The sequence below is a fragment of the Blastococcus litoris genome, from assembly GCF_003075095.1.
GTDB classification, from domain to species: Bacteria; Actinomycetota; Actinomycetes; order Mycobacteriales; family Geodermatophilaceae; genus Blastococcus_B; species Blastococcus_B litoris.
Map to the genome: position 1 here is coordinate 107,613 of NZ_QCZF01000004.1, position 17,969 is coordinate 125,581.

General features: G+C 74.1%; 15 protein-coding genes. 6 read left to right on the top strand and 9 right to left on the bottom strand.

Annotated features, from left to right (window positions below):
* The first annotated feature begins 10 nt into the window (after nt 1-10).
* On the top strand, nt 11-2,398 hold the full coding sequence (locus DCS98_RS10180) for an ATP-binding cassette domain-containing protein (protein WP_116451259.1): 2,388 nt from the start codon (nt 11-13) through the stop codon (nt 2,396-2,398).
* Nucleotides 2,399-2,406: 8 nt separating this feature from the next.
* On the opposite strand, the gene DCS98_RS10185 is transcribed toward DCS98_RS10180, so the two are convergent.
* The 3 genes from DCS98_RS10185 to DCS98_RS10195 are packed head-to-tail and all read right to left on the bottom strand — an operon-like array spanning nt 2,407 to nt 6,530.
* The gene (locus DCS98_RS10185; RefSeq protein ID WP_241037526.1) at nt 2,407-4,734 is read right to left on the bottom strand and encodes a SpoIIE family protein phosphatase; all 2,328 of its coding nucleotides are present in this window, start codon (nt 4,732-4,734) and stop codon (nt 2,407-2,409) included.
* A complete protein-coding gene (locus DCS98_RS10190) occupies nt 4,731-5,357 on the bottom strand; it encodes a biliverdin-producing heme oxygenase (RefSeq protein WP_116451260.1) in 627 nt (208 codons plus the stop codon). Before DCS98_RS10190 ends, DCS98_RS10185 begins: the two co-directional genes overlap by 4 nt.
* Nucleotides 5,358-5,399: 42 nt before the next feature.
* Nucleotides 5,400-6,530 (bottom strand): PucR family transcriptional regulator, encoded by a 1,131-nt coding sequence (locus DCS98_RS10195; RefSeq protein ID WP_116451261.1) that lies wholly within the window; start codon nt 6,528-6,530, stop codon nt 5,400-5,402.
* A 151-nt stretch (nt 6,531-6,681) separates the two neighbouring features.
* Between DCS98_RS10195 and DCS98_RS10200 the strand changes: the two genes are divergently transcribed.
* Nucleotides 6,682-7,611: a proline dehydrogenase family protein gene (locus DCS98_RS10200; RefSeq protein WP_206340182.1), complete on the top strand. Its 930-nt coding sequence runs from the start codon at nt 6,682-6,684 to the stop codon at nt 7,609-7,611.
* Between the two features lie 10 nt (nt 7,612-7,621).
* On the top strand, nt 7,622-9,247 hold the full coding sequence (pruA, locus tag DCS98_RS10205; RefSeq protein WP_116451263.1) for an L-glutamate gamma-semialdehyde dehydrogenase: 1,626 nt from the start codon (nt 7,622-7,624) through the stop codon (nt 9,245-9,247).
* A 75-nt stretch (nt 9,248-9,322) separates the two neighbouring features.
* On the opposite strand, the gene DCS98_RS10210 is transcribed toward pruA, so the two are convergent.
* Entirely contained in the window at nt 9,323-9,865 is a 543-nt protein-coding gene (locus tag DCS98_RS10210; protein ID WP_116451529.1) for a DUF488 domain-containing protein, read from the bottom strand.
* Between the two features lie 43 nt (nt 9,866-9,908).
* Here DCS98_RS10210 and DCS98_RS10215 point away from each other — a divergent pair, with 43 nt between their 5' ends.
* Complete coding sequence (locus tag DCS98_RS10215) at nt 9,909-11,078, top strand: MFS transporter (RefSeq protein WP_116451264.1); 1,170 nt, start codon at nt 9,909-9,911, stop codon at nt 11,076-11,078.
* On the opposite strand, the gene DCS98_RS10220 is transcribed toward DCS98_RS10215, so the two are convergent.
* The 5 genes from DCS98_RS10220 to DCS98_RS10240 all read right to left on the bottom strand — a co-directional run bounded on the left by DCS98_RS10220 (nt 11,000) and on the right by DCS98_RS10240 (nt 15,640).
* Entirely contained in the window at nt 11,000-11,425 is a 426-nt protein-coding gene (locus tag DCS98_RS10220) for a hypothetical protein (RefSeq protein ID WP_206340183.1), read from the bottom strand. The genes DCS98_RS10215 and DCS98_RS10220 overlap by 79 nt on opposite strands.
* A gap of 47 nt (nt 11,426-11,472) precedes the next feature.
* Nucleotides 11,473-12,306 carry an ABC-2 transporter permease gene (locus DCS98_RS10225; protein WP_116451265.1) on the bottom strand — a complete coding sequence of 278 codons (834 nt, stop codon included), beginning with the start codon at nt 12,304-12,306 and terminating at the stop codon, nt 11,473-11,475.
* Nucleotides 12,303-13,223 carry an ABC transporter ATP-binding protein gene (locus DCS98_RS10230; RefSeq protein ID WP_116451266.1) on the bottom strand — a complete coding sequence of 307 codons (921 nt, stop codon included), beginning with the start codon at nt 13,221-13,223 and terminating at the stop codon, nt 12,303-12,305. The genes DCS98_RS10225 and DCS98_RS10230 overlap by 4 nt, the downstream gene beginning before the upstream one ends.
* 117 nt (nt 13,224-13,340) lie before the next feature.
* Nucleotides 13,341-14,504 carry an FAD-dependent oxidoreductase gene (locus tag DCS98_RS10235; protein ID WP_241037537.1) on the bottom strand — a complete coding sequence of 388 codons (1,164 nt, stop codon included), beginning with the start codon at nt 14,502-14,504 and terminating at the stop codon, nt 13,341-13,343.
* Nucleotides 14,465-15,640: an MFS transporter gene (locus DCS98_RS10240; protein ID WP_164704495.1), complete on the bottom strand. Its 1,176-nt coding sequence runs from the start codon at nt 15,638-15,640 to the stop codon at nt 14,465-14,467. The genes DCS98_RS10235 and DCS98_RS10240 overlap by 40 nt, the downstream gene beginning before the upstream one ends.
* Before the next feature lie 84 nt (nt 15,641-15,724).
* On the opposite strand from DCS98_RS10240, the gene DCS98_RS10245 reads away from it, so the two are divergent.
* Complete coding sequence (locus DCS98_RS10245; RefSeq protein WP_116451531.1) at nt 15,725-16,111, top strand: DUF6394 family protein; 387 nt, start codon at nt 15,725-15,727, stop codon at nt 16,109-16,111.
* Between the two features lie 12 nt (nt 16,112-16,123).
* Nucleotides 16,124-17,965: a potassium channel family protein gene (locus tag DCS98_RS10250; RefSeq protein WP_116451268.1), complete on the top strand. Its 1,842-nt coding sequence runs from the start codon at nt 16,124-16,126 to the stop codon at nt 17,963-17,965.
* Nucleotides 17,966-17,969: the final 4 nt, after the last annotated feature.

Consider the following 17,969-nt stretch of genomic DNA (forward strand, 5'->3'; position numbering starts at 1 on the left):
AGGGAGACACATGAGCACGGCCACGACGACCGGCACCTCCGCGGAGCACACCGCCGACAGCCACGACCTGATCCGGGTGCTGGGCGCACGGGTGAACAACCTCAAGGACGTCAGCGTCGAGATCCCCAAGCGCCGGCTGACCGTGTTCACCGGTGTCTCGGGGTCGGGCAAGAGCTCGCTCGTCTTCGACACGATCGCCGCGGAGTCGCAGCGGCTGATCAACGAGACCTACAGCGCCTTCGTCCAGGGCTTCATGCCGAGCCTGTCGCGGCCGGAGGTCGACCTGCTCGAGGGCCTGACGACGGCGATCATCGTCGACCAGGAGCGGATGGGCGCCAACCCGCGCTCCACGGTCGGCACGGCGACCGACGCGAACGCGATGCTGCGCATCCTGTTCAGCCGGCTCGGCACGCCGCGCATCGGGCCGCCCACCGCGTTCTCGTTCAACGTCCCGACGCGCAAGGCGAGCGGGGTGATGAGCACCGAGAAGGCCGGTGGCCGGGTCGAGAAGAACGTGGTGCGCGACGTCGTCTACCTGGGCGGCATGTGCCCGCGCTGCGAGGGCATGGGGTCGGTCTCCGACTTCGACCTCACGGCGCTCTACGACGCCGAGAAGTCGCTGAACGAGGGCGGCCTGATGGTGCCCGGCTACAGCATGGAGGGCTGGTACGGCCGTCTCTTCCAGGGCATCGGCCTCGACCTCGACAAGCCGATCGGGAAGTACACGAAGAAGGAGATGCAGACCCTCCTCTACGAGGAGCCCACGAAGATCAAGGTGGAGGGCATCAACCTGACGTACGAGGGCGTGATCCCGAAGGTCCAGAAGTCCATGCTGTCCAAGGACGTCGACTCCCTGCAGCCGCACATCCGGCGCTTCGTCGAGCGCGTGATCACCTTCCAGACCTGCCCGGAGTGCGAGGGCACCCGGCTTACGCCCGAGGCGCGGTCCTCGCGCATCGAGGGGAGGAACATCGCCGACCTGTGCCAGATGCAGATCAGCGACCTCGCCGGCTGGGTGCGGGCGCTGGACGAGCCGTCGGTCGCGCCGCTGCTGACGGGCCTGCAGCACCTGCTCGACTCCTTCGAGCAGATCGGGCTGGGCTACCTCTCGCTCGACCGGCCGGCCGGCACCCTGTCCGGTGGCGAGGCGCAGCGGACCAAGATGATCCGCCACCTCGGGTCCTCGCTCACCGACGTCACCTACGTCTTCGACGAGCCCACGATCGGCCTGCACCCGCACGACATCGAGCGGATGAACGGCCTGCTCCTGCAGCTGCGGGACAAGGGCAACACGGTGCTCGTCGTCGAGCACAAGCCCGAGACGATCGCCATCGCCGACCACGTCGTCGACCTCGGCCCCCTGGCCGGGACCGCCGGCGGCGAGGTGGTCTACGAGGGCACGCTCGCGGGGCTCCGGGAGAGCGGCACCCTCACCGGTCGCCACCTCGGCTACCGGGCGGCGCTCAAGCCGGACGTCCGCACGCCGGCCGGCACCCTCGAGGTCCGCGGGGCGAGCACGCACAACCTGCGCGACGTCGACGTCGACATCCCGCTGGGGGTCCTCTGCGTCATCACCGGTGTCGCCGGGTCGGGGAAGAGCTCGCTGATCCACGGCTCCGTCGCACCCCGGGACGGCGTCGTCGTCGTCGACCAGGGCGCGATCCGCGGCTCGCGGCGCAGCAACCCGGCCACCTACACCGGGCTGCTCGAGCCGATCCGCAAGGCGTTCGCGAAGGCCAACGGCGTCAAGCCGGCGCTGTTCAGCTCCAACTCCGAGGGCGCCTGCCCCACCTGCAACGGGGCCGGGGTCATCTACACCGAGCTCGGCGTCATGGCGACGGTCGAGTCGCCGTGCGAGGAGTGCGAGGGTCGCCGGTTCCAGGCCTCGGTGCTGGAGTACACGTTCGGCGGCCGCAACATCGCCGAGGTGCTGGCCATGTCGGTGACCGAGGCCGAGGAGTTCTTCGGTGCGGGCGACGCGCGCACACCGGCGGCGCACACCATCCTCGACCGGCTCGCCGACGTGGGCCTGGGCTACCTGACCCTCGGGCAGCCGCTGACCACGCTCTCCGGCGGCGAGCGGCAGCGGCTCAAGCTGGCCGCGCAGATGGCGGAGAAGGGCGACGTCTACGTCCTCGACGAGCCGACCACCGGTCTGCACCTCGCCGACGTGGAGCAGCTGCTGGGCCTGCTCGACCGGCTGGTCGACTCCGGCAAGTCGGTCCTCGTCATCGAGCACCACCAGGCGGTGATGGCGCACGCCGACTGGATCATCGACATCGGGCCCGGCGCCGGGCACCAGGGTGGCGAGGTCGTCTTCGAGGGGACGCCGGCCGACCTGGTCGCCGCCCGTTCCACGCTCACCGGCGAGCACCTCGCGGTGTACGTGGGCGGCTGAGCCGGGACCTACCCGCGCAGGCGCACCGCCACGAGCGCGACGTCGTCCTCGGCGCGCTCGGGCAGCAGCCGGTCGAGCAGTTCGTCGCACAGCTGCTCGACCGGCCGGTCGCGCAGGTCGGTGAGCACCCGGCCGAGCAGCTCGATGCCGTCGTCGAAGACCTGGTCCCGCCGCTCGACCAGCCCGTCGGTGTAGAGCAGGAGGGTGCTGCCGGGCTCCACCGGGGAGACGTGCTCGGTGCGGGTGGTCGACGGGTCGACGCCGAGCAGCAGGCCGGGGCGCCCTCCGGTGAGCAGCTGCGTCCGGCCGTCCGGACCGGTCAGCACCGGAGGCAGGTGGCCGGCGCTCGCCCAGCGGAGCCGGGTCGCGCCGTCGGCCTCCTCGACCCGGCCGACGAGGACGGTGGCCATGGTGCCCAGCCCCAGGCCCTCGACCGCGGAGTCGAGCCGCGACAGCACGGCGGCCGGCCCGTCGGCGCTGTCGTAGGCGATGCCGCGGAGCAGCCCGCGCAGCTGGCCCATGCCGGCCGCCGCGGCGGTGTCGTGGCCGACGACGTCGCCGATCACGAGGGTGGTCGAGCCGTCCGGCTGCTGGAACACGTCGTACCAGTCGCCGCCGACCTGCGACTCGCGGGCCGCGGGCACGTAGCGCACCGCGAGCTCCAGGTGGTCGTGCGCCGGCGGGTCCGTGAGCAGGCTGCGCTGCAGGGTCTCGGCCGCCTGCGCCACCCGGCGGGAGCGGGCGTACAGCGCCTCGAGCAGGTGGGTGCGCAGCTCGGCGGCGACGGCGAGCTGCGTCGCCGTCCACGGGTCCGACCTGTCGCGCACCGTCTGCCGCCAGCGCTCGAAGGACTTCCGCGGGCTGAGCCGGACCTCGTCCCCCTCGCGCTCGGCGATCGCCTTGTTGTGCGGGTCGCCGCCCCAGTCGATGTGGTGGACCTGCTCGCCGCGGAACCACAGGAGGTGCTGGCCCTCGGGCAGCGGCAGCGCCAGCACCCCGCAGGCCACCTCGACGGGCGTCACGAGACCCGGTGCGGTGTTCGGCAGGGAGTCGGTGGCCACGACGTCGTCGTCCCGGCCGGCGGCCCACGCGGCGACGGCGTCCGCGACGTCCGCGGGGAGCGCCGCACCGAGGGCGGTGGTGTGCCCCTGCAGCCGCACGACCACGCCGTCGGCCGGCACGAGGTCGAGCAGGTTCGGCGTGCCGAGCAGCGTCTCGGCCAGCGGGCGTGCCTCGTCGAGGGTGGCGGCGGTCAGCCAGGCCAGGGTGGAGCGGACCTGCAGCGCGCGGCGGACCTCGTCCTCCTCGGCGCGGTCCACCAGGCGCAGCGACAGCGTGGACCCGAGGAACTCGGCGGCGGCGCGGGTGGCGAAGGGCGGGGCGTGCGGGCCGCTGTAGTGGTGGCAGGCGATGAGGCCCCACAGCTCGTCGTCGCGCAGCAGGGAGATCGACATCGACGCCTGGACGCCCATGTTCTTCAGGTACTCGACGTGGATCGGGGAAACGCTGCGCAGCGTGGCGTGGGTGAGGTCCAGCGGCCGGCCCGTGGCGGGGTGGTCGGTCGGCAGCAGCGGCGACGGCACGTAGCCGACGTCGGAGATCAGCCGGATCCAGTTCTTCTCGTAGAGCGCCCGTGCCTGCGCGGGGATGTCCGAGGCGGGGTAGTGCAGTCCGAGAAAGCTGTTGAGGGGTTCCGACTTGGCCTCGGCGACGACCTCGCCGTTGTAGTCGGCGTCGTAGCGGTAGACCATCACGCGGTCGAAGCCGGTGAGCGTGCGCACCGCCTGCGCCGTGATGTCGTACAGCTCCTGCAGCGACGACGCGCGGTTGAGCTCGCCGATCGTGCCCCGGACCGCCTGGTAGGTGTTCGGGAAGGAGAACGGCCGCGGGCCGCGGGCCGGCTCCAGCTCGACGAGCAGTCCGGCCAGCGGGGGGTCGCCCGCCGGCTGCTGCTCGGCGGCCGAGCGCAGGACGACGCGGTGCAGGATCGCGTCGACCGGGACGGGGTCGCCGTCGACGTCCAAGGTGATCTCGACCGGGTTGCGCTCGCGGAGGTCGCCGAACGCGCTGGCCGACCGCAGGACCGCCCCCGCCGGCACCACGCCCAGCACGTCGGCGAGGGGGCGCCCCAGGGCGGCGCGCCAGTCGACGCCGGTCAGGTCGGCGAGGTTCTCCGACACCTGCTGCACGACGTGGTCGGGGTCGCTGACCACCAGCAGCACGCCCCGCGGCTGGATGCTGCCGGGGACGTGGATCGGCTCGCGCTCGCAGTTGCTGAGGTCGACCGGGGTGCCCGGGGCGAGGAAGTCGATCCCCGTCACGGCGCTGTCGGTCACGCGGGCACCGGAGCGACCGGGCGGCACCAGGTCGCGAGGGCGCGGAAGGTCGCGCGTGCCGAGTCGACCATCGTGCCCGGGCTGCCGCCGGCGGCGACCCGCTCGCGGGTCACCCGACGGAAGGCAGCCCACATCGCACCGGTCTCGCCGCCGTAGGGGGAGAAGGCGCGGACGCGGACGCCCGCCAGGTGGGGGAGCGAGGCGAGGTGGCGGTCGATGAAGGTGCCCCCGAGGGTCGAGCCCTCCAGGACGTAGAGCCGGCCCAGGGCCTCGTCCGTGCCGGCCAGGGGAGGCAGCGACGGACCGGCGGCCGCGGGCGCCGCGTCCAGGGAGCGCAGGTCGCCGGCGAACAGCGCCGCCCTGCGCCGGCGCGGCCAGTCGACGGCGGCAGCGTCGCCCGGGTGCGCGCCGGCCCACGCGTCGAGGCCGGCCTCGGCGGCCAGCCAGAACCCGTGCATGCGCTCGAGCACCGCGGCGAGCCGGTCCCGCGCCAGGTCGGGGTCGAGCAGGTCCAGGGTGCGCTCGACGTCCTCGTGCTCCTCGGCGGTGCCGGTGCGCAGCCGGCGCAGGACGTCCTCGCCCCCGCTGCGGTGCCCGGCCTGCGCCACCCCGTCCGCAGCCATCCCGACGAGCGTAGGCGACCGGCGCCGGACCCGCGGGGTCGGTCAGGGACGCCCGGTGAGACGCGCGGCACGCAGCGAGGTGTGCAGCAGCAGGCGGGCGTCGCCGTCGGCCAGGTCCAGCCCGGTGACCGCCTCCACGCGGGAGAGCCGGTAGTACAGCGTCTGCCGGTGCACCCGGAGGGCGGTGGCCGCCCGGGAGGCGCTGCCGCCGCAGTCGAGGAAGACCTCCGCCGTCCCGGCGAGGACCGGATCAGCGAGCAGGGGGGCGACGGCGGGGTCGGGGCCCGGCAGGGCGGTGACGAGGCGCCACGCGCCCAGCTCCGCCCAGTGGGCGACGGGGGAGAGGTCCGGGACGGCGGCGGCCACGCGAGCGGCGGCCCGGGCCTCCGCCCACTGCGCGGGGAGGTCGCCCACCCCGGTGCGCGCCTGCGAGACGCCTGCGGCGCTGCCGCGGGGCAGCCCGGCGAGGGAGGCGGCGGCGAGCGCGCCGGCCGGGCGGAGGTCCCCGGTCCGGCTCAGCGGGACCAGCACGGCGGCGACGGGACCGGAGGGGTCGTCGAGGACCGCCGCGACGGCCCCGGCGCCGGGCCGGCGCCAGCGGTCGGGCAGGCCGTCGGGGCCGGGCACCAGCGCGACGAGCACGAGGGGCAGCCGGTCGTCGAGCGTCCCGGCCAGGGCCCGCGTGGCCTGCGCCCGGGCCGTCGAGCTCCCCGTGAGCGCAGCCGCCAGGCTCCGGCCGAGGTCGTCACCCCCGGCCCGCTCGGCGAGCAGCTTCCCTGCGTCCGCCGCGAGGTCGACCGCGGCCGCGAGTGCCGGATCGCCCGGGTCCGACGGGTCGATGCGCCCGCCGTCCAGCAGCCAGAGGTAGCCACGGGTGCGCCCCTCGTGGCGGACGGGGATCACCAGGCGGGTGAGGATCCCGGCCTCCGGGTCGGCCGGCGTGCGCAGCGGCCCCTCGGCGGAGGCGATGCCGAACTCCTCGAACCACGCGCGGGTGGGCGCGGGAGAACCGCGGGTCAGGATCGAGCGGGTGCGGACGGCGTCCATCGCGCCGTCCTGGCTGTCGTCGTGCGCGCAGAAGGCGAGCAGGGTGAACTCGGCGTCCTCGAGCGTGGCCGGCGCGGCCAGCAGCCGCGACACCTCGTCGACCAGCTCCTGCAGGTCGTCCCGCACCGCCGTCCCCCTCCCCGGGCCATCGTGCCCACTCAGGATCCTGTACATCTGTATGAGAGCACGGGCGCGGGTTCTGGACACTTGTCCCTGGCTCGAAGGGGTGGCGGTGCCTACCGTCGGCGGTGTTCGAGTCCCTGGAGCTGGAGGCCCCGTGGTCCTGCAGAAGGCCTTGCTCGCCGCGTCCCGCCGACCCGGTCTCCGGCGGGCGGTGACCGGCAACCCCGCGACCCGGCGGGTCGTCGAGCGGTTCGTCGCCGGGGAGACGCTCGACGAGGCGCTCGCCGTCGTCCGGACCCTGGACGGCGACGGCATCGCCGTCACCCTCGACCACCTGGGCGAGGACATCACCACCCGCGCCGAGGCCGAGCACTCCCAGGACGCCTACCTGGCGCTGCTCGACGGACTGGCCGCCCTGGAGCTGGGCGCGGGCGCAGAGGTGTCGGTGAAGCTGTCGGCCTTCGGGCAGGCGCTGCCCGACGGGCACGAGACGGCGCTCGAGCTCGTGCGGCCCGTGGTGGAGGCCGCCACCGCGATCGGCACGACCGTGACCCTCGACATGGAGGACCACCGCACCGTCGACTCGACGCTGGCTGCCCTCGCCGAGCTGCGCAAGGAGCACCCGGGTACCGGCGCCGTCCTGCAGGCGATGCTCTTCCGGAGCGAGGACGACGCCAAGGCCCTCGCCGTCACCGGGTCGCGCGTACGGCTGGTGAAGGGCGCCTACAACGAGCCGCCGACGGTCGCGCACCAGAAGAAGAGGGACGTCGACGCCGCCTACGCCCGGTGCCTGGAGATCCTCATGGCCGGCCCCGGCTACCCGATGGTCGGCTCGCACGACCCGGCCATGATCGCGCGGGCCCACGAGCTGGCCGCCCAGCACGGGCGGGCTCCCGACTCGTGGGAGGTGCAGATGCTCTACGGCATCCGCCCCGACGAGCAGCGCCGGCTGGCCGCCGCGGGCACCCGGGTCCGGGCCTACGTGCCGTACGGCGTCGACTGGTACGCGTACTTCATGCGCCGGCTCGCCGAGCGCCCGGCCAACGTCGGCTTCTTCCTCCGCTCCCTGATCACGAAGTCCTGAGAGGTCTCCGATGGATGCCGTCACCCGAGTCCCGGCCCCGCGCAACGAGCCGGTCCTCACCTACGCACCCGGCTCGGCCGAGCGCGCCGAGCTCGAGTCCCGCCTCAAGGCGCTGGCCGCCGAGCCCCTCGAGCTGACCAGCACGATCGGCGGAAGGCAGCGGATGGCCTCCGGGGCGGCCTTCGAGGTCGTCCAGCCGCACCGGCACGCCGCCGTCCTCGGTACCTCGGCGCACGCCACCCACGGCGACGCTCAGGACGCCGTCCGCGCCGCGAAGGAGGCCGCGCCGGCCTGGCAGGCGCTGTCGTTCGACGACCGCGCCGCGGTGTTCCTCAAGGCCGCCGACCTGCTGGCCGGGCCGTGGCGGCAGACGCTCAACGCCGCGACGATGCTCGGGCAGAGCAAGACCGCCTACCAGGCCGAGATCGACGCCGCCTGCGAGCTGATCGACTTCTGGCGCTTCAACGTCCACTTCGCGCGGCAGATCATGGCCGAGCAGCCGGAGTCCTCGCCCGGTGTCTGGAACCGGGTCGACCACCGCCCGCTCGAGGGCTTCGTCTACGCGATCACGCCGTTCAACTTCACGGCGATCGCCGGCAACCTGCCGACCGCGCCGGCGCTCATGGGCAACACCGTCGTCTGGAAGCCCTCGCCCACCCAGCAGTTCGCCGCGCACCTGACGATGCGGCTGCTCGAGGCCGCGGGTCTCCCGGACGGCGTCATCAACCTGGTCACCGGCGACGGGATCCCGGTGTCGGAGGTCGCGCTGGCCGACCGCGACCTGGCCGGCATCCACTTCACCGGGTCGACGCCGGTCTTCCAGCACCTCTGGCGCACCGTGGGCGAGAACATCGCGGGCTACCGCGGTTACCCGCGGATCGTCGGGGAGACCGGCGGCAAGGACTTCGTCGTGGCCCACTCCTCGGCCGACGTGGACGTCCTGCGCACCGCGCTGGTGCGGGGTGCGTTCGAGTTCCAGGGCCAGAAGTGCTCGGCTGCCTCGCGCGCCTACGTGCCGCGCAGCGTGTGGGCCCGCCTGGAGGACGACCTGGTCTCGACGACGGAGTCCCTGTCGATGGGCGACGTCACCGACTTCTCGAACTTCATGGGCGCGGTGATCGACCGGAAGTCGTTCTCGAAGCTGTCCGGCGTCCTGGACCGCGCGAAGGACGACGACGCGCTGACGGTGATCGCCGGGGGCACGGCCGACGACAGCGAGGGCTTCTTCGTGCGGCCCACGATCATCACGGGCACCGACCCCGGCCACGACGTCTTCACGACCGAGTACTTCGGCCCGGTGCTCGCGGTGCACGTGTACGACGACGCCGACTACGACGCGGTGCTCGCGCAGATGGAGTCGGTGGCGCCGTACGCGCTGACCGGCTCGATCATCGCGCAGGACCGGGCCGCCATCGCCCACGCGCAGCAGTTCCTGCGCAACGCGGCCGGCAACTTCTACGTCAACGACAAGCCGACCGGTGCCGTCGTCGGCCAGCAGCCCTTCGGCGGCGGGCGGGCGTCCGGGACGAATGACAAGGCCGGGGCCCCGCAGAACCTGCAGCGCTGGACGAGCACCCGGTCGATCAAGGAGACGTTCGTGCCGGCGACCGACCACACCTACCCGCACATGACCTGAGGCCCGTCGTGATCAGGTCTCCTGATCATCAGGGGTCCTGGCTCACGGTCGATGGTGAGCCAGGACCCAGAATGATCAGGTCTCCTGATCATCACGGGCCGGCCAGCGGAGGAGGCCGTCGCCCCCGAGCTCCGCGCCCTCGGACGGGCGGTGCGGCGAGAGCCGGCCGCCGGGCATGAGGTGCTGCACCGGCTCGCCGCGGGCCAGGACGGTGACGTCGGCGATCAGCCGGCGGTGGCAGCGCCACCAGACCGTCTCGCTGCACATCACCGCGACGGTGCGCCCGTCCGCCTCCGCGAGCACCGCGTCGAGGGCCGCGCTGAACTCCGGCGTCCGGGTGTGCGCGGCGTAGGCGGCGAACTGGGCGACGGTCCACCAGCCGTCCTCCACCGGCCGGCCGGGCTCGAGGCGGCGCCGGCCGCCGAGCCGCTCCTCCCACCGGTAGCCGACGCCGAGCGCCGGGAGCCAGTCCTCCAGGGCGTCCCGCGAGACGTCCGGGTTGTTGCGGCTGCCCGGGAAGCGGCGCACGTCGACCAGCCCCTGGACCCCGGCACCGGTCAGCAGCGCCCCGAGCTCCGCCCGGTCCTGCGGTCCGTGACCGACGGTGAGCAACGGCATCGTCACTGCCTACCCGGCCGCGGCCCTTTGGCATGCTCGGGGGGTGGGTGGGGGGAGGACCGAGGTCCGGACGGCGCTCTGGCGCGTCCGCGGCATGCAGGCGCTGGTCGGCGTGACGGTGCTCGGGTTCGCCAGCTTCTGCCTGACCCTGGCCTCGCTCCCCGTCTACGCGGTGACCGGGGGCGCCTCGGCCAGCACCGCCGGACTGGTCACCGCTGTCTTCCTCGTCGTCACCGTCGCGTGCCAGGCGACGATCCCGACGCTGACCGCGCGCTTCGGTGTCGGGCCGGTGCTGGTCACCGGGCTGGTGGCCATGGGCCTGCCCTCGCCGTTCTACGCGCTCGACGACTCGCTGGCGTGGATCTGCGCGCTGTCAGCGGTGCGGGGCGCCGGCTTCGCCGTCCTCACCGTGCTCGGCGCCACCCTGGCCGCCCGCGTCGCGCCGCCGGAGCGCCGGGGCGAGTCGGTCGGGCTCTACGGCCTGGCCATCGCCATCCCGAACCTCGTCGCCGTGCCGGCCGGTGTCGCCCTCGTCCTCGACGGCCACGTCGGGTGGCTGTCCTGGCTGGCGGCGTCGCCGGTGCTGGGCGCGGTTCTGGTGCCGCTCCTCGTCCGGTCCGTGGCGCCCGAGCCGGGGCCTGCGGCGGCCGGCGCCCGCCGCGCCGCCGTGCTCGCCGCGCTGACGCCGTCCGCGGTGCTGTTCTTCGTCACGATGGCCGGCGGCGGGCTGGTCACCTTCCTCCCGATCGAGCGCCCGGACGGCGTCCTGGCGACCGTGGCCCTGCTCGTCTTCGGGGTCACCGGCGCGATCACCCGCTGGCGCTCGGGGACGCTGGCCGACCGGCTGGGCACCGGCCGGCTGCTGCCCACGGCGCTGGTCGTGGCTGCCGCCGGGCTGGTGCTGACGGCGGTCGGGCTGTCGGCGGGCGCCGGGTGGGTGCTGGCGGGGGCCGCGGTGTTCGGCGCCGGCTACGGAGCCACGCAGAACCTGACCCTGGTCGCCGCCTTCGCCCGGGCGGGGAACGCCGGGACGACCACCGCCAGCGCGATGTGGAACGCCTCGTTCGACGCCGGGACGGCGGCCGGGGCGCTGGCGCTGGGCTTCCTGGCCGCGGGGATCGGGCTGGACTGGACCTACGCGGTGGTCGCCGCGTCGCTGGCGGCGGCGGTGCCGTTGGCCTCGGCGGCCGCGCGGGCCCCGGCCCACGCCTGATCGGCGGCGACCACCCGGTCGGCGATCTCCCGCAGGGAGCGGAGCAGCACGATCTCCTCGCCCGCCTGCCGCAGCCAGCTGCGCAGGCCCTCGGGGTCGCTGCGGTGGGCGTCCCGCAGCTGGCCGAGCCGCAGCTGCCGGGTGTTGGCCTGCGCGCGCTGCGCCGGCGGCAGGGAGCGGGCCTCGGCTCGGGCTACCGCGGTGAGCCCGGCGCCCAGGAACACCAGCTCGCGGACCTCGGCGACGCCGTCGAGCAGAGCGAGCGCGGCGGGCTCGTCGGTGCCCAGCAGCGAGAGGAACTCGTCGGCGCGGCGTGCGCCCTCGGCCATCGGATCGGGGGAGGTCACCCCACCACTGTGCCCCGGCCGCCCGGACCGGGGCACAGCAGGGCGGGTCAGGCGTCGCGACGGCGGAACTGCGCGTAGCCGATCAGGGTCAGCAGGGCGACCTCGCCGGCGAACACCGCGAACCCGGTCCACGGCGCGAGCAGCTCGGGGTTGAACGAGACCGGCGTCGTGACCGCCGACCCGGCGTTGCCCGGCATCGCCTTCGCCACCCACTCGCCCCAGGTGCCGGGCAGCAGCCAGGCCATCTGGCCGACGACGAACACCAGCCCGAGCACCGTCGAGAGCACGGCGGCGGTGTGCCGGACCAGGAGCCCGACGGCCGCCGCGAACAGCCCGAGTCCGGCCAGGTAGAGCCCGCTGCCGAACAGCGAGCGCAGGACGCCCTCGTCGGTCAGCGCCAGCCCGACCCCCTCGCGGTCGAGGAACCAGTTGCCGGCGACGTAGCCGAGGAACGCGGTGGCCGTGCCGACGACGAACAGCGTCGCGGTCAGCACGAGGGCCTTCGCCGCGAGCACCGCACCGCGGCGGGGTGTCGCAGCCAGGGTCGCGCGGATCATGCCGGTGCCGTACTCGGAGGTCACGATCATCGCGCCCAGGACCACAGCGGTGATCTGGGCGATCATCATCCCCCAGGTCACGAAGGAGCCCGGGGACTCACCGGCTGCGCCGCTGGCGATGTCCTCCGCCGCGAGGGCGCACACCAACGTCGTGAGGCCGGCGCCGAGGACGACGAGCGAGGCCGTGGACCAGAAGGTCGAACGGACCGTCCAGAACTTGATCCACTCGGACCGGAGGGTGGCGCCGAAGCCGGGACGGGGCGCGCCGGGCACGCCGCGGTTCGGGTCGAGGTCGACGGTGCGGGAGAACTCGGTGGTGGTCATGCGGGGATCCCGGCGGTCGTGGTGGCGTGGTACTCGACGCTGTCGGCGGTCAGGGTCATGAACGCGTCCTCCAGCGACGAGCGGACGAGCGTGAGCTCGTGGAGGAGCAGGCCGGAGCGGCCGACGAGCTCGCCGACGGCGGCGGCGTCGAGGCCCTGGACGCGCAGCTCCTGGTCGTGGACGGCCACGTCGAGGCCCTCGCGGCGGAGCAGGTCGGCGACCTCCCCGCGCTGCGGGCTGGCGACCCGCACGTAGGACGCCGCGTGGTCGGCGATGAAGTCCGACATGGAGCTGTCGGCCAGGATCCGGCCCCGGCCGACGACCACCAGGTGCTCGGCGGTCAGCGCCATCTCCGACATCAGGTGGCTGGACACGAACACGGTCCGGCCCTGGCCCGCCAGCTCGCGGGCGAGATTCCGGACCCAGCGGATGCCCTCCGGGTCCAGACCGTTGACCGGCTCGTCGAGGACGACGACCGGCGGGTCGCCGAGCAGCGCCACGGCGATGCCGAGCCGCTGGCCCATGCCGAGCGAGAACTTGCCCACCCGCTTGTCCGCCACCGCCTCGAGGCCGACGAGGCCGAGCACCTCGTCGACGCGGGCCCGGGGGATGCCGTTGCTGGCGGCCATCCAGCGGAGGTGGTCGCGGGCCGAGCGGCCCGGGTGCAGGGCGCGGGCCTCGAGCAGGGCGCCGACCTCGCGCAGCGGCGCGGGGTAGTCGGCGTAGCGGCGGCCGTTGACGGTGACGCTGCCCGCGGTGGGCCGGTCGAGGCCCAGGATCATCCGCATCGTCGTCGACTTGCCGGCCCCGTTCGGGCCCAGGAAGCCGGTGACCCGGCCGGGCTCGACGGTGAACGTGATCCCGTCGACGGCGGGCTTGTCGCCGTAGATCTTGGTGAGTCCGTGGGCGGCGATCATGCGATCGACCCGCTGCGGGGCAGGGAAGGAGTCATGCCAGAACGATGTCGTCCGAGGGCCCCCGAATACATCGGGGGAAGCCCTGAACAGACCCTGAACGCTCCCTGAACCGGGAACTCAGGCCGTGCGGGGGAGTTCCCCCGGGTCGCGCAGCAGGCGGCGCAGCCGGCGCGCGGCGGCCTGACCGGCCCGGTTGGCGCCGATGGTGCTCGCGGAGGGGCCGTAGCCGACGAGGTGGATGCGGGGCTCGCCGGCGACGTGCGTGCCGTCCATCCGGATGCCACCGCCGGGTGCCCGCAGGTGCAGGGGCGCCAGGTGCGAGACCGCCGCCCGGAAACCGGTGGCCCAGAGGATCGCGTCGGCCCGCACGGACCGGCCGTCCGCCCACGCCACCCCCTCCTCGGTGATGCGGTCGAACACCGGCAGCCGCTCGAACACGCCGCGCTCGAGCCCGTCGGCGATGTAGGGCGTGGAGACCAGCAGCCCGGTCAAGCCGACGACGCTGCCGGGACGGCGGCCCTCGCGCACCGCCTCCTCGACCTTGGCCACGACCTCGCGGCCGACGTCCTCGCTGAACGGACCTTCGCGCCAGACCGGCGGCCGGCGGGTCACCCAGGTCGTCGTCGCGACCCGGGAGATCTCGCCGAGCAGCTGGGTGGCCGAGGCGCCGCCGCCGACCACGACGACGTGCTGCCCGGCGAACTCGGCGGCGTCGCGGTAGTCGACGGTGTGCAGCTGGCGGCCGCGGAACAGCTCCTGGCCGGGGTAGCGCGGCACGAACGGGCGGGTCCAGGTGCCGGTCGCGTTGACGATCGCCCGCGCCGTCCAGTCGCCGGCGTCGGTCTCCACGCGGAACCGGTCGTCGTCCGTGCGGCGGACGGCGCGGACGCGGACCGGCCGGTGCACCGGCAGGCCGAACCGTCGCTCGTACTCCGCGAAGTAGGCGGGGACCGAGTCGACCGCCGGGGTGTCGTCGGCGGCCGGCTCGAACCGCATCCCGGGCAGGTCGTGCACGCGGTGCGTGGTCGCCAGCGTCAGTGACGGCCAGCGGTGCTGCCACGCGCCACCGGGGGCCTCGTCGGCGTCGAGGACGACGAAGCCGGAACCCGGCTCGAAGCCCTGCCGCGCCAGCGCCCAGGCCGTCGAGAGCCCCGCCTGCCCGGCGCCGATCACGACGACGTCGACGTCCCGGGCCAGGTCCACGGGTGGAAGAACGCCGGCCCGTGCCGCCGGCTTCCCGGTCAGCCGGCCGGCCGGCGGCGCAGCTCGGACCACAGCCACCCGGCCAGGCCCACGGGGACGACGAGGAAGCCGGTGAGCGCGGGCACCGCGCCGAACCTCTCCCCGAGCCAGGCGAGCAGGAGCGGGGTGCCGAAACCGATGTAGGCGAAGGCGTAGAAGGCGCTGTTCATGGCGCCGCGGGTGGCCGGTGGGGCCAGCCGTGCGGTGAGCGTGAGCCCGGCGGTGAGGCAGAACCCGCCACCGGCGCCGAGCAGGGCCGCCGCCGGCAGGAGCAGCGCCTGCGACTCCAGGACGACGGCGACCACGCCGAGGCCGTAGCCGGCCGCCCCCAGCGCCATGCCCAGCGGTGCCCCGCTCCGCACGCTGCGCCCCAGCCGGGCCGCGACCGCGCTGGCACCCAGGGCGAGACCACCCAGCAGGCCGGCGTAGGCGACGCCGACGCCGTCGGGGACGACGAGCAGCGGCAGCAGCGTGGCCGCCACCGAGGGGAAGGCGAAGACCCCGAGTGCCGTCGGGGCGAGCAGGGCCCGGAACGGGCGCCGGGCGTCGGCCGGCAGGCCCAGGTGCATCAGCCGGGCGGGCCGGCGCTCGTGCACGGTCTCCGGGACGACGAGGAGCGCAGCCAGGCCCGCGACGAGGACACCGACGTGCACCAGGTAGGGCAGCGTCGTTGGCGCGGGGCCGTACTGCGCGAGCACCCCGCTCATGGCCGGGGCGATGGCGAACCCGAGGGAGGTCGAGACCGCTCCGCGGGTCGCCGCCGCCTGCTGGCGGTCGGGACCGGCCAGCTCCTGCAGCCACGCGTTGGCGACGGAGAAGACCACACCCGAGACCGCGCCCTGCAGCAGGCGGCCGGTGTAGAGCAGCGGCAGGCTCTCCGCGGCGGGGATGAACAGCAGCGACACCAGGCCGGCGACGACGCCGAACGGCAGGACGAGGGCGCGGCGGCCGAACCGGTCCGAGGCCGCTCCCGAGACGCTCAGCGCGAGGATCAGGCCGACCGCGTAGCAGCCGAAGACGGCGGTCAGGTCGGAGGCGGACAGCCCCAGCGTCTCCTGGTAAACGAGCAGCAGCGGGGTGGGGACGTTCGTGCCGAGGGCGACCGAGAACAGGGCGAACGTCAGGGCGTCGAGCTGCCGCCGGGCGGGGTCCCGGCGAGGCGTCCCCGTCCGCACGCCCGGGACGCTACCGGGCTCGGGGCGCGGAACCCCGACGGCCGGGCCAAGATCAGCGGCAGGCCGTCCGAGGGGAGGTGCGACGTGAACCTGGAGAAGGTGGTATTCGGCTTCTTCGTGCTGCTCGCCGCCACGCTGAACTTCGGCTTCTTCATCGGCGACATCTCCGACGCCACGCTGCACAACCCGTACGAGCTGTTCGCCGCGGTCGTGGTCAACCTGATCGCGACCGTGCTGAAGTTCGGCGATCGCACCCAGATCGGTGCGGTGCACCTGGCCACCAGCCTGGTCGCCGACCTCCAGCTGATCGGCGCCGCCCTGATGTTCGGCTACGCGACCTACATCTCCAGCGCCGGCATGAACGAGGCCTGGACGGCGAGCGTCGTCTCCCTGTCGGGCGGCGCGCTGCTGGCCAACATCGTCTCCGTCGTCCTGCTCGTCGTGGAGACGGTCTCCTTCCACCGCGGCTGACCGGAGGCCGCCATGGGCAACCCCCTGCTCGCGTTCTGGAAGACCATCTTCACGACCGACGAGGACGACCGGCGCATCCGCCGGGCGACCTTCCGGGTCGCCGCCAACTCGGCCGCTCAGGCCTCGGCGACGATCTTCCTGATCCTGCGGCGCATGCGGGCCCCGCTGATCGTGCTGATCGTCATCTTCTCGGTCAGCGTGCTCGGCCTGACGGTGATCCCGGGCCAGGACGCCGACGGCGACCCGCTGCGGATGGGCTTCTTCGACGCCTTCTACGTCATGAGCTACACGGCGACGACGATCGGCTTCGGCGAGATCCCGTACCCGTTCACCTACAACCAGCGGATGTGGGTGACCATCTCGATCTACCTCACGGTGATCGGGTGGGCCTACGCCATCGGCTCGCTGCTGGCGCTGCTGCAGGACCGCGCCTTCCGGTCCGCGCTGGCCCTCCAGCACTTCAGCCGCAAGGTGGCACGGCTGCGCGAGCCGTTCCTGCTGATCGCCGGCTACGGCCGCACGGGCGAGCTGCTGGGCCACTCCTTCGACGCGCTGGGCCGGCGCTTCGTCGTCCTGGACCGGGACAACGAGCGCATCGACGGCCTCGAGCTGGACAGCTACCACGCCGACGTCCCCGGCCTCACCGCCGACGCCCGCGACCCCGGGCACCTGGCCGTCGCCGGCCTCGGCCACGCGTGCTGCGAGGCGGTGGTGGCCCTGACCGACGACGAGGAGGCCAACCTCGCCATCGTCATGGCCGCCGCGCTGCTGCGTCCCGACCTGCCGGTGATCGCCCGGGTGACGTCGCGGACGATCGCCGAGCGGATGCAGGCGTTCGGGAGCCCGGCCACGGTCAACCCCTTCGACAGGTTCGGCGACCACCTGCGGCTGGCACTGCGGGCGCCGGCGTCCTACCAGTTGCTCACCTGGCTGGAGAGCGGTCCGGGGGCGGCGCTGCCCGAGCGCGGCTCGCCACCACGCAGCGGTCGCTGGATCGTGTGCGGCTACGGCCGGCTGGGCCGGGAGCTGACCAACGACCTGCGCGCCGAAGGCCTCGAGGTGACCGTGATCGAGTCGGGCAGGCCCGACGTCGAGGACGCCGACCTGCTCGTCGGCGACGGCTCGGACCCATGGGTGCTGGCGCAGGCCGACCTCGATCGCGCCGTCGGGCTGGTGGCGGGCACGGACAACGACACGACGAACCTCTCCCTGGTCGCCGCGGCCCGCCGGAGCAACCCGGCCCTCTTCCTCGCCGCCCGGCAGAACCGCGCGGCCAGCGCACCGCTGTTCGCCGCGATGGAGGTCGACGCGCTGCTGGTGCCGACGGAGGTGGTCGCCCACGAGGTGTACGCGCAGCTCTCGACGCCGCTGCTGTGGCGGTTCCTGCGGGACATGCCCGCGCAGGGGGACGAGTGGGCGGCGACCATCGTCGACCGGCTCAAGGGACTGTGCGGCACCCACCTCCAGGCGCTGTGGAAGGTCCGGCTCACCGCTCAGGAGGCACCGGCTCTGGGCTGGTGGCTGGACGGGGATGACGCCCGCCTCGGCCAGCTGCTGCGCAACCCCGAGGACCGGGACGAACCGCTGCACGCGTTCGTCCTCCTGGTCATGCGCGACCGGGAGGTGATCCTGGCGCCGGAGGACGACTTCGTCCTGCGACCGGGGGACGAGCTGCTGCTCGGGGGCTGGGCCGCCGCCCGCCGCGCGCTCGACACGATCCTGCTCGTGCCCGGGGTCCTCGAGTACCTCGTGACGGGGACACGGGTCCCGTCCAGCTGGATCTGGCGGAAGCTCACGGGGACGCCGGAGACGGCGCGCCGCGGACCGGATGCGGCTCCCGCCCGGCGGGCCTAGCCTG

Bases quoted from the DNA above. Each gene is read 5' to 3' on its own strand.
- DCS98_RS10230 (WP_116451266.1), bottom strand. From the start codon at position 13,223: ATGATCGCCGCCCACGGACTCACCAAGATCTACGGCGACAAGCCCGCC.
- DCS98_RS10210 (WP_116451529.1), bottom strand. From the start codon at position 9,865: ATGCCGTTGCTCACCGTCGGTCACGGACCGCAGGACCGGGCGGAGCTC.
- DCS98_RS10180 (WP_116451259.1), top strand. From the start codon at position 11: ATGAGCACGGCCACGACGACCGGCACCTCCGCGGAGCACACCGCCGAC.
- DCS98_RS10225 (WP_116451265.1), bottom strand. From the start codon at position 12,306: ATGACCACCACCGAGTTCTCCCGCACCGTCGACCTCGACCCGAACCGC.
- DCS98_RS10190 (WP_116451260.1), bottom strand. From the start codon at position 5,357: ATGGCTGCGGACGGGGTGGCGCAGGCCGGGCACCGCAGCGGGGGCGAG.
- pruA (WP_116451263.1), top strand. From the start codon at position 7,622: ATGGATGCCGTCACCCGAGTCCCGGCCCCGCGCAACGAGCCGGTCCTC.
- DCS98_RS10250 (WP_116451268.1), top strand. From the start codon at position 16,124: ATGGGCAACCCCCTGCTCGCGTTCTGGAAGACCATCTTCACGACCGAC.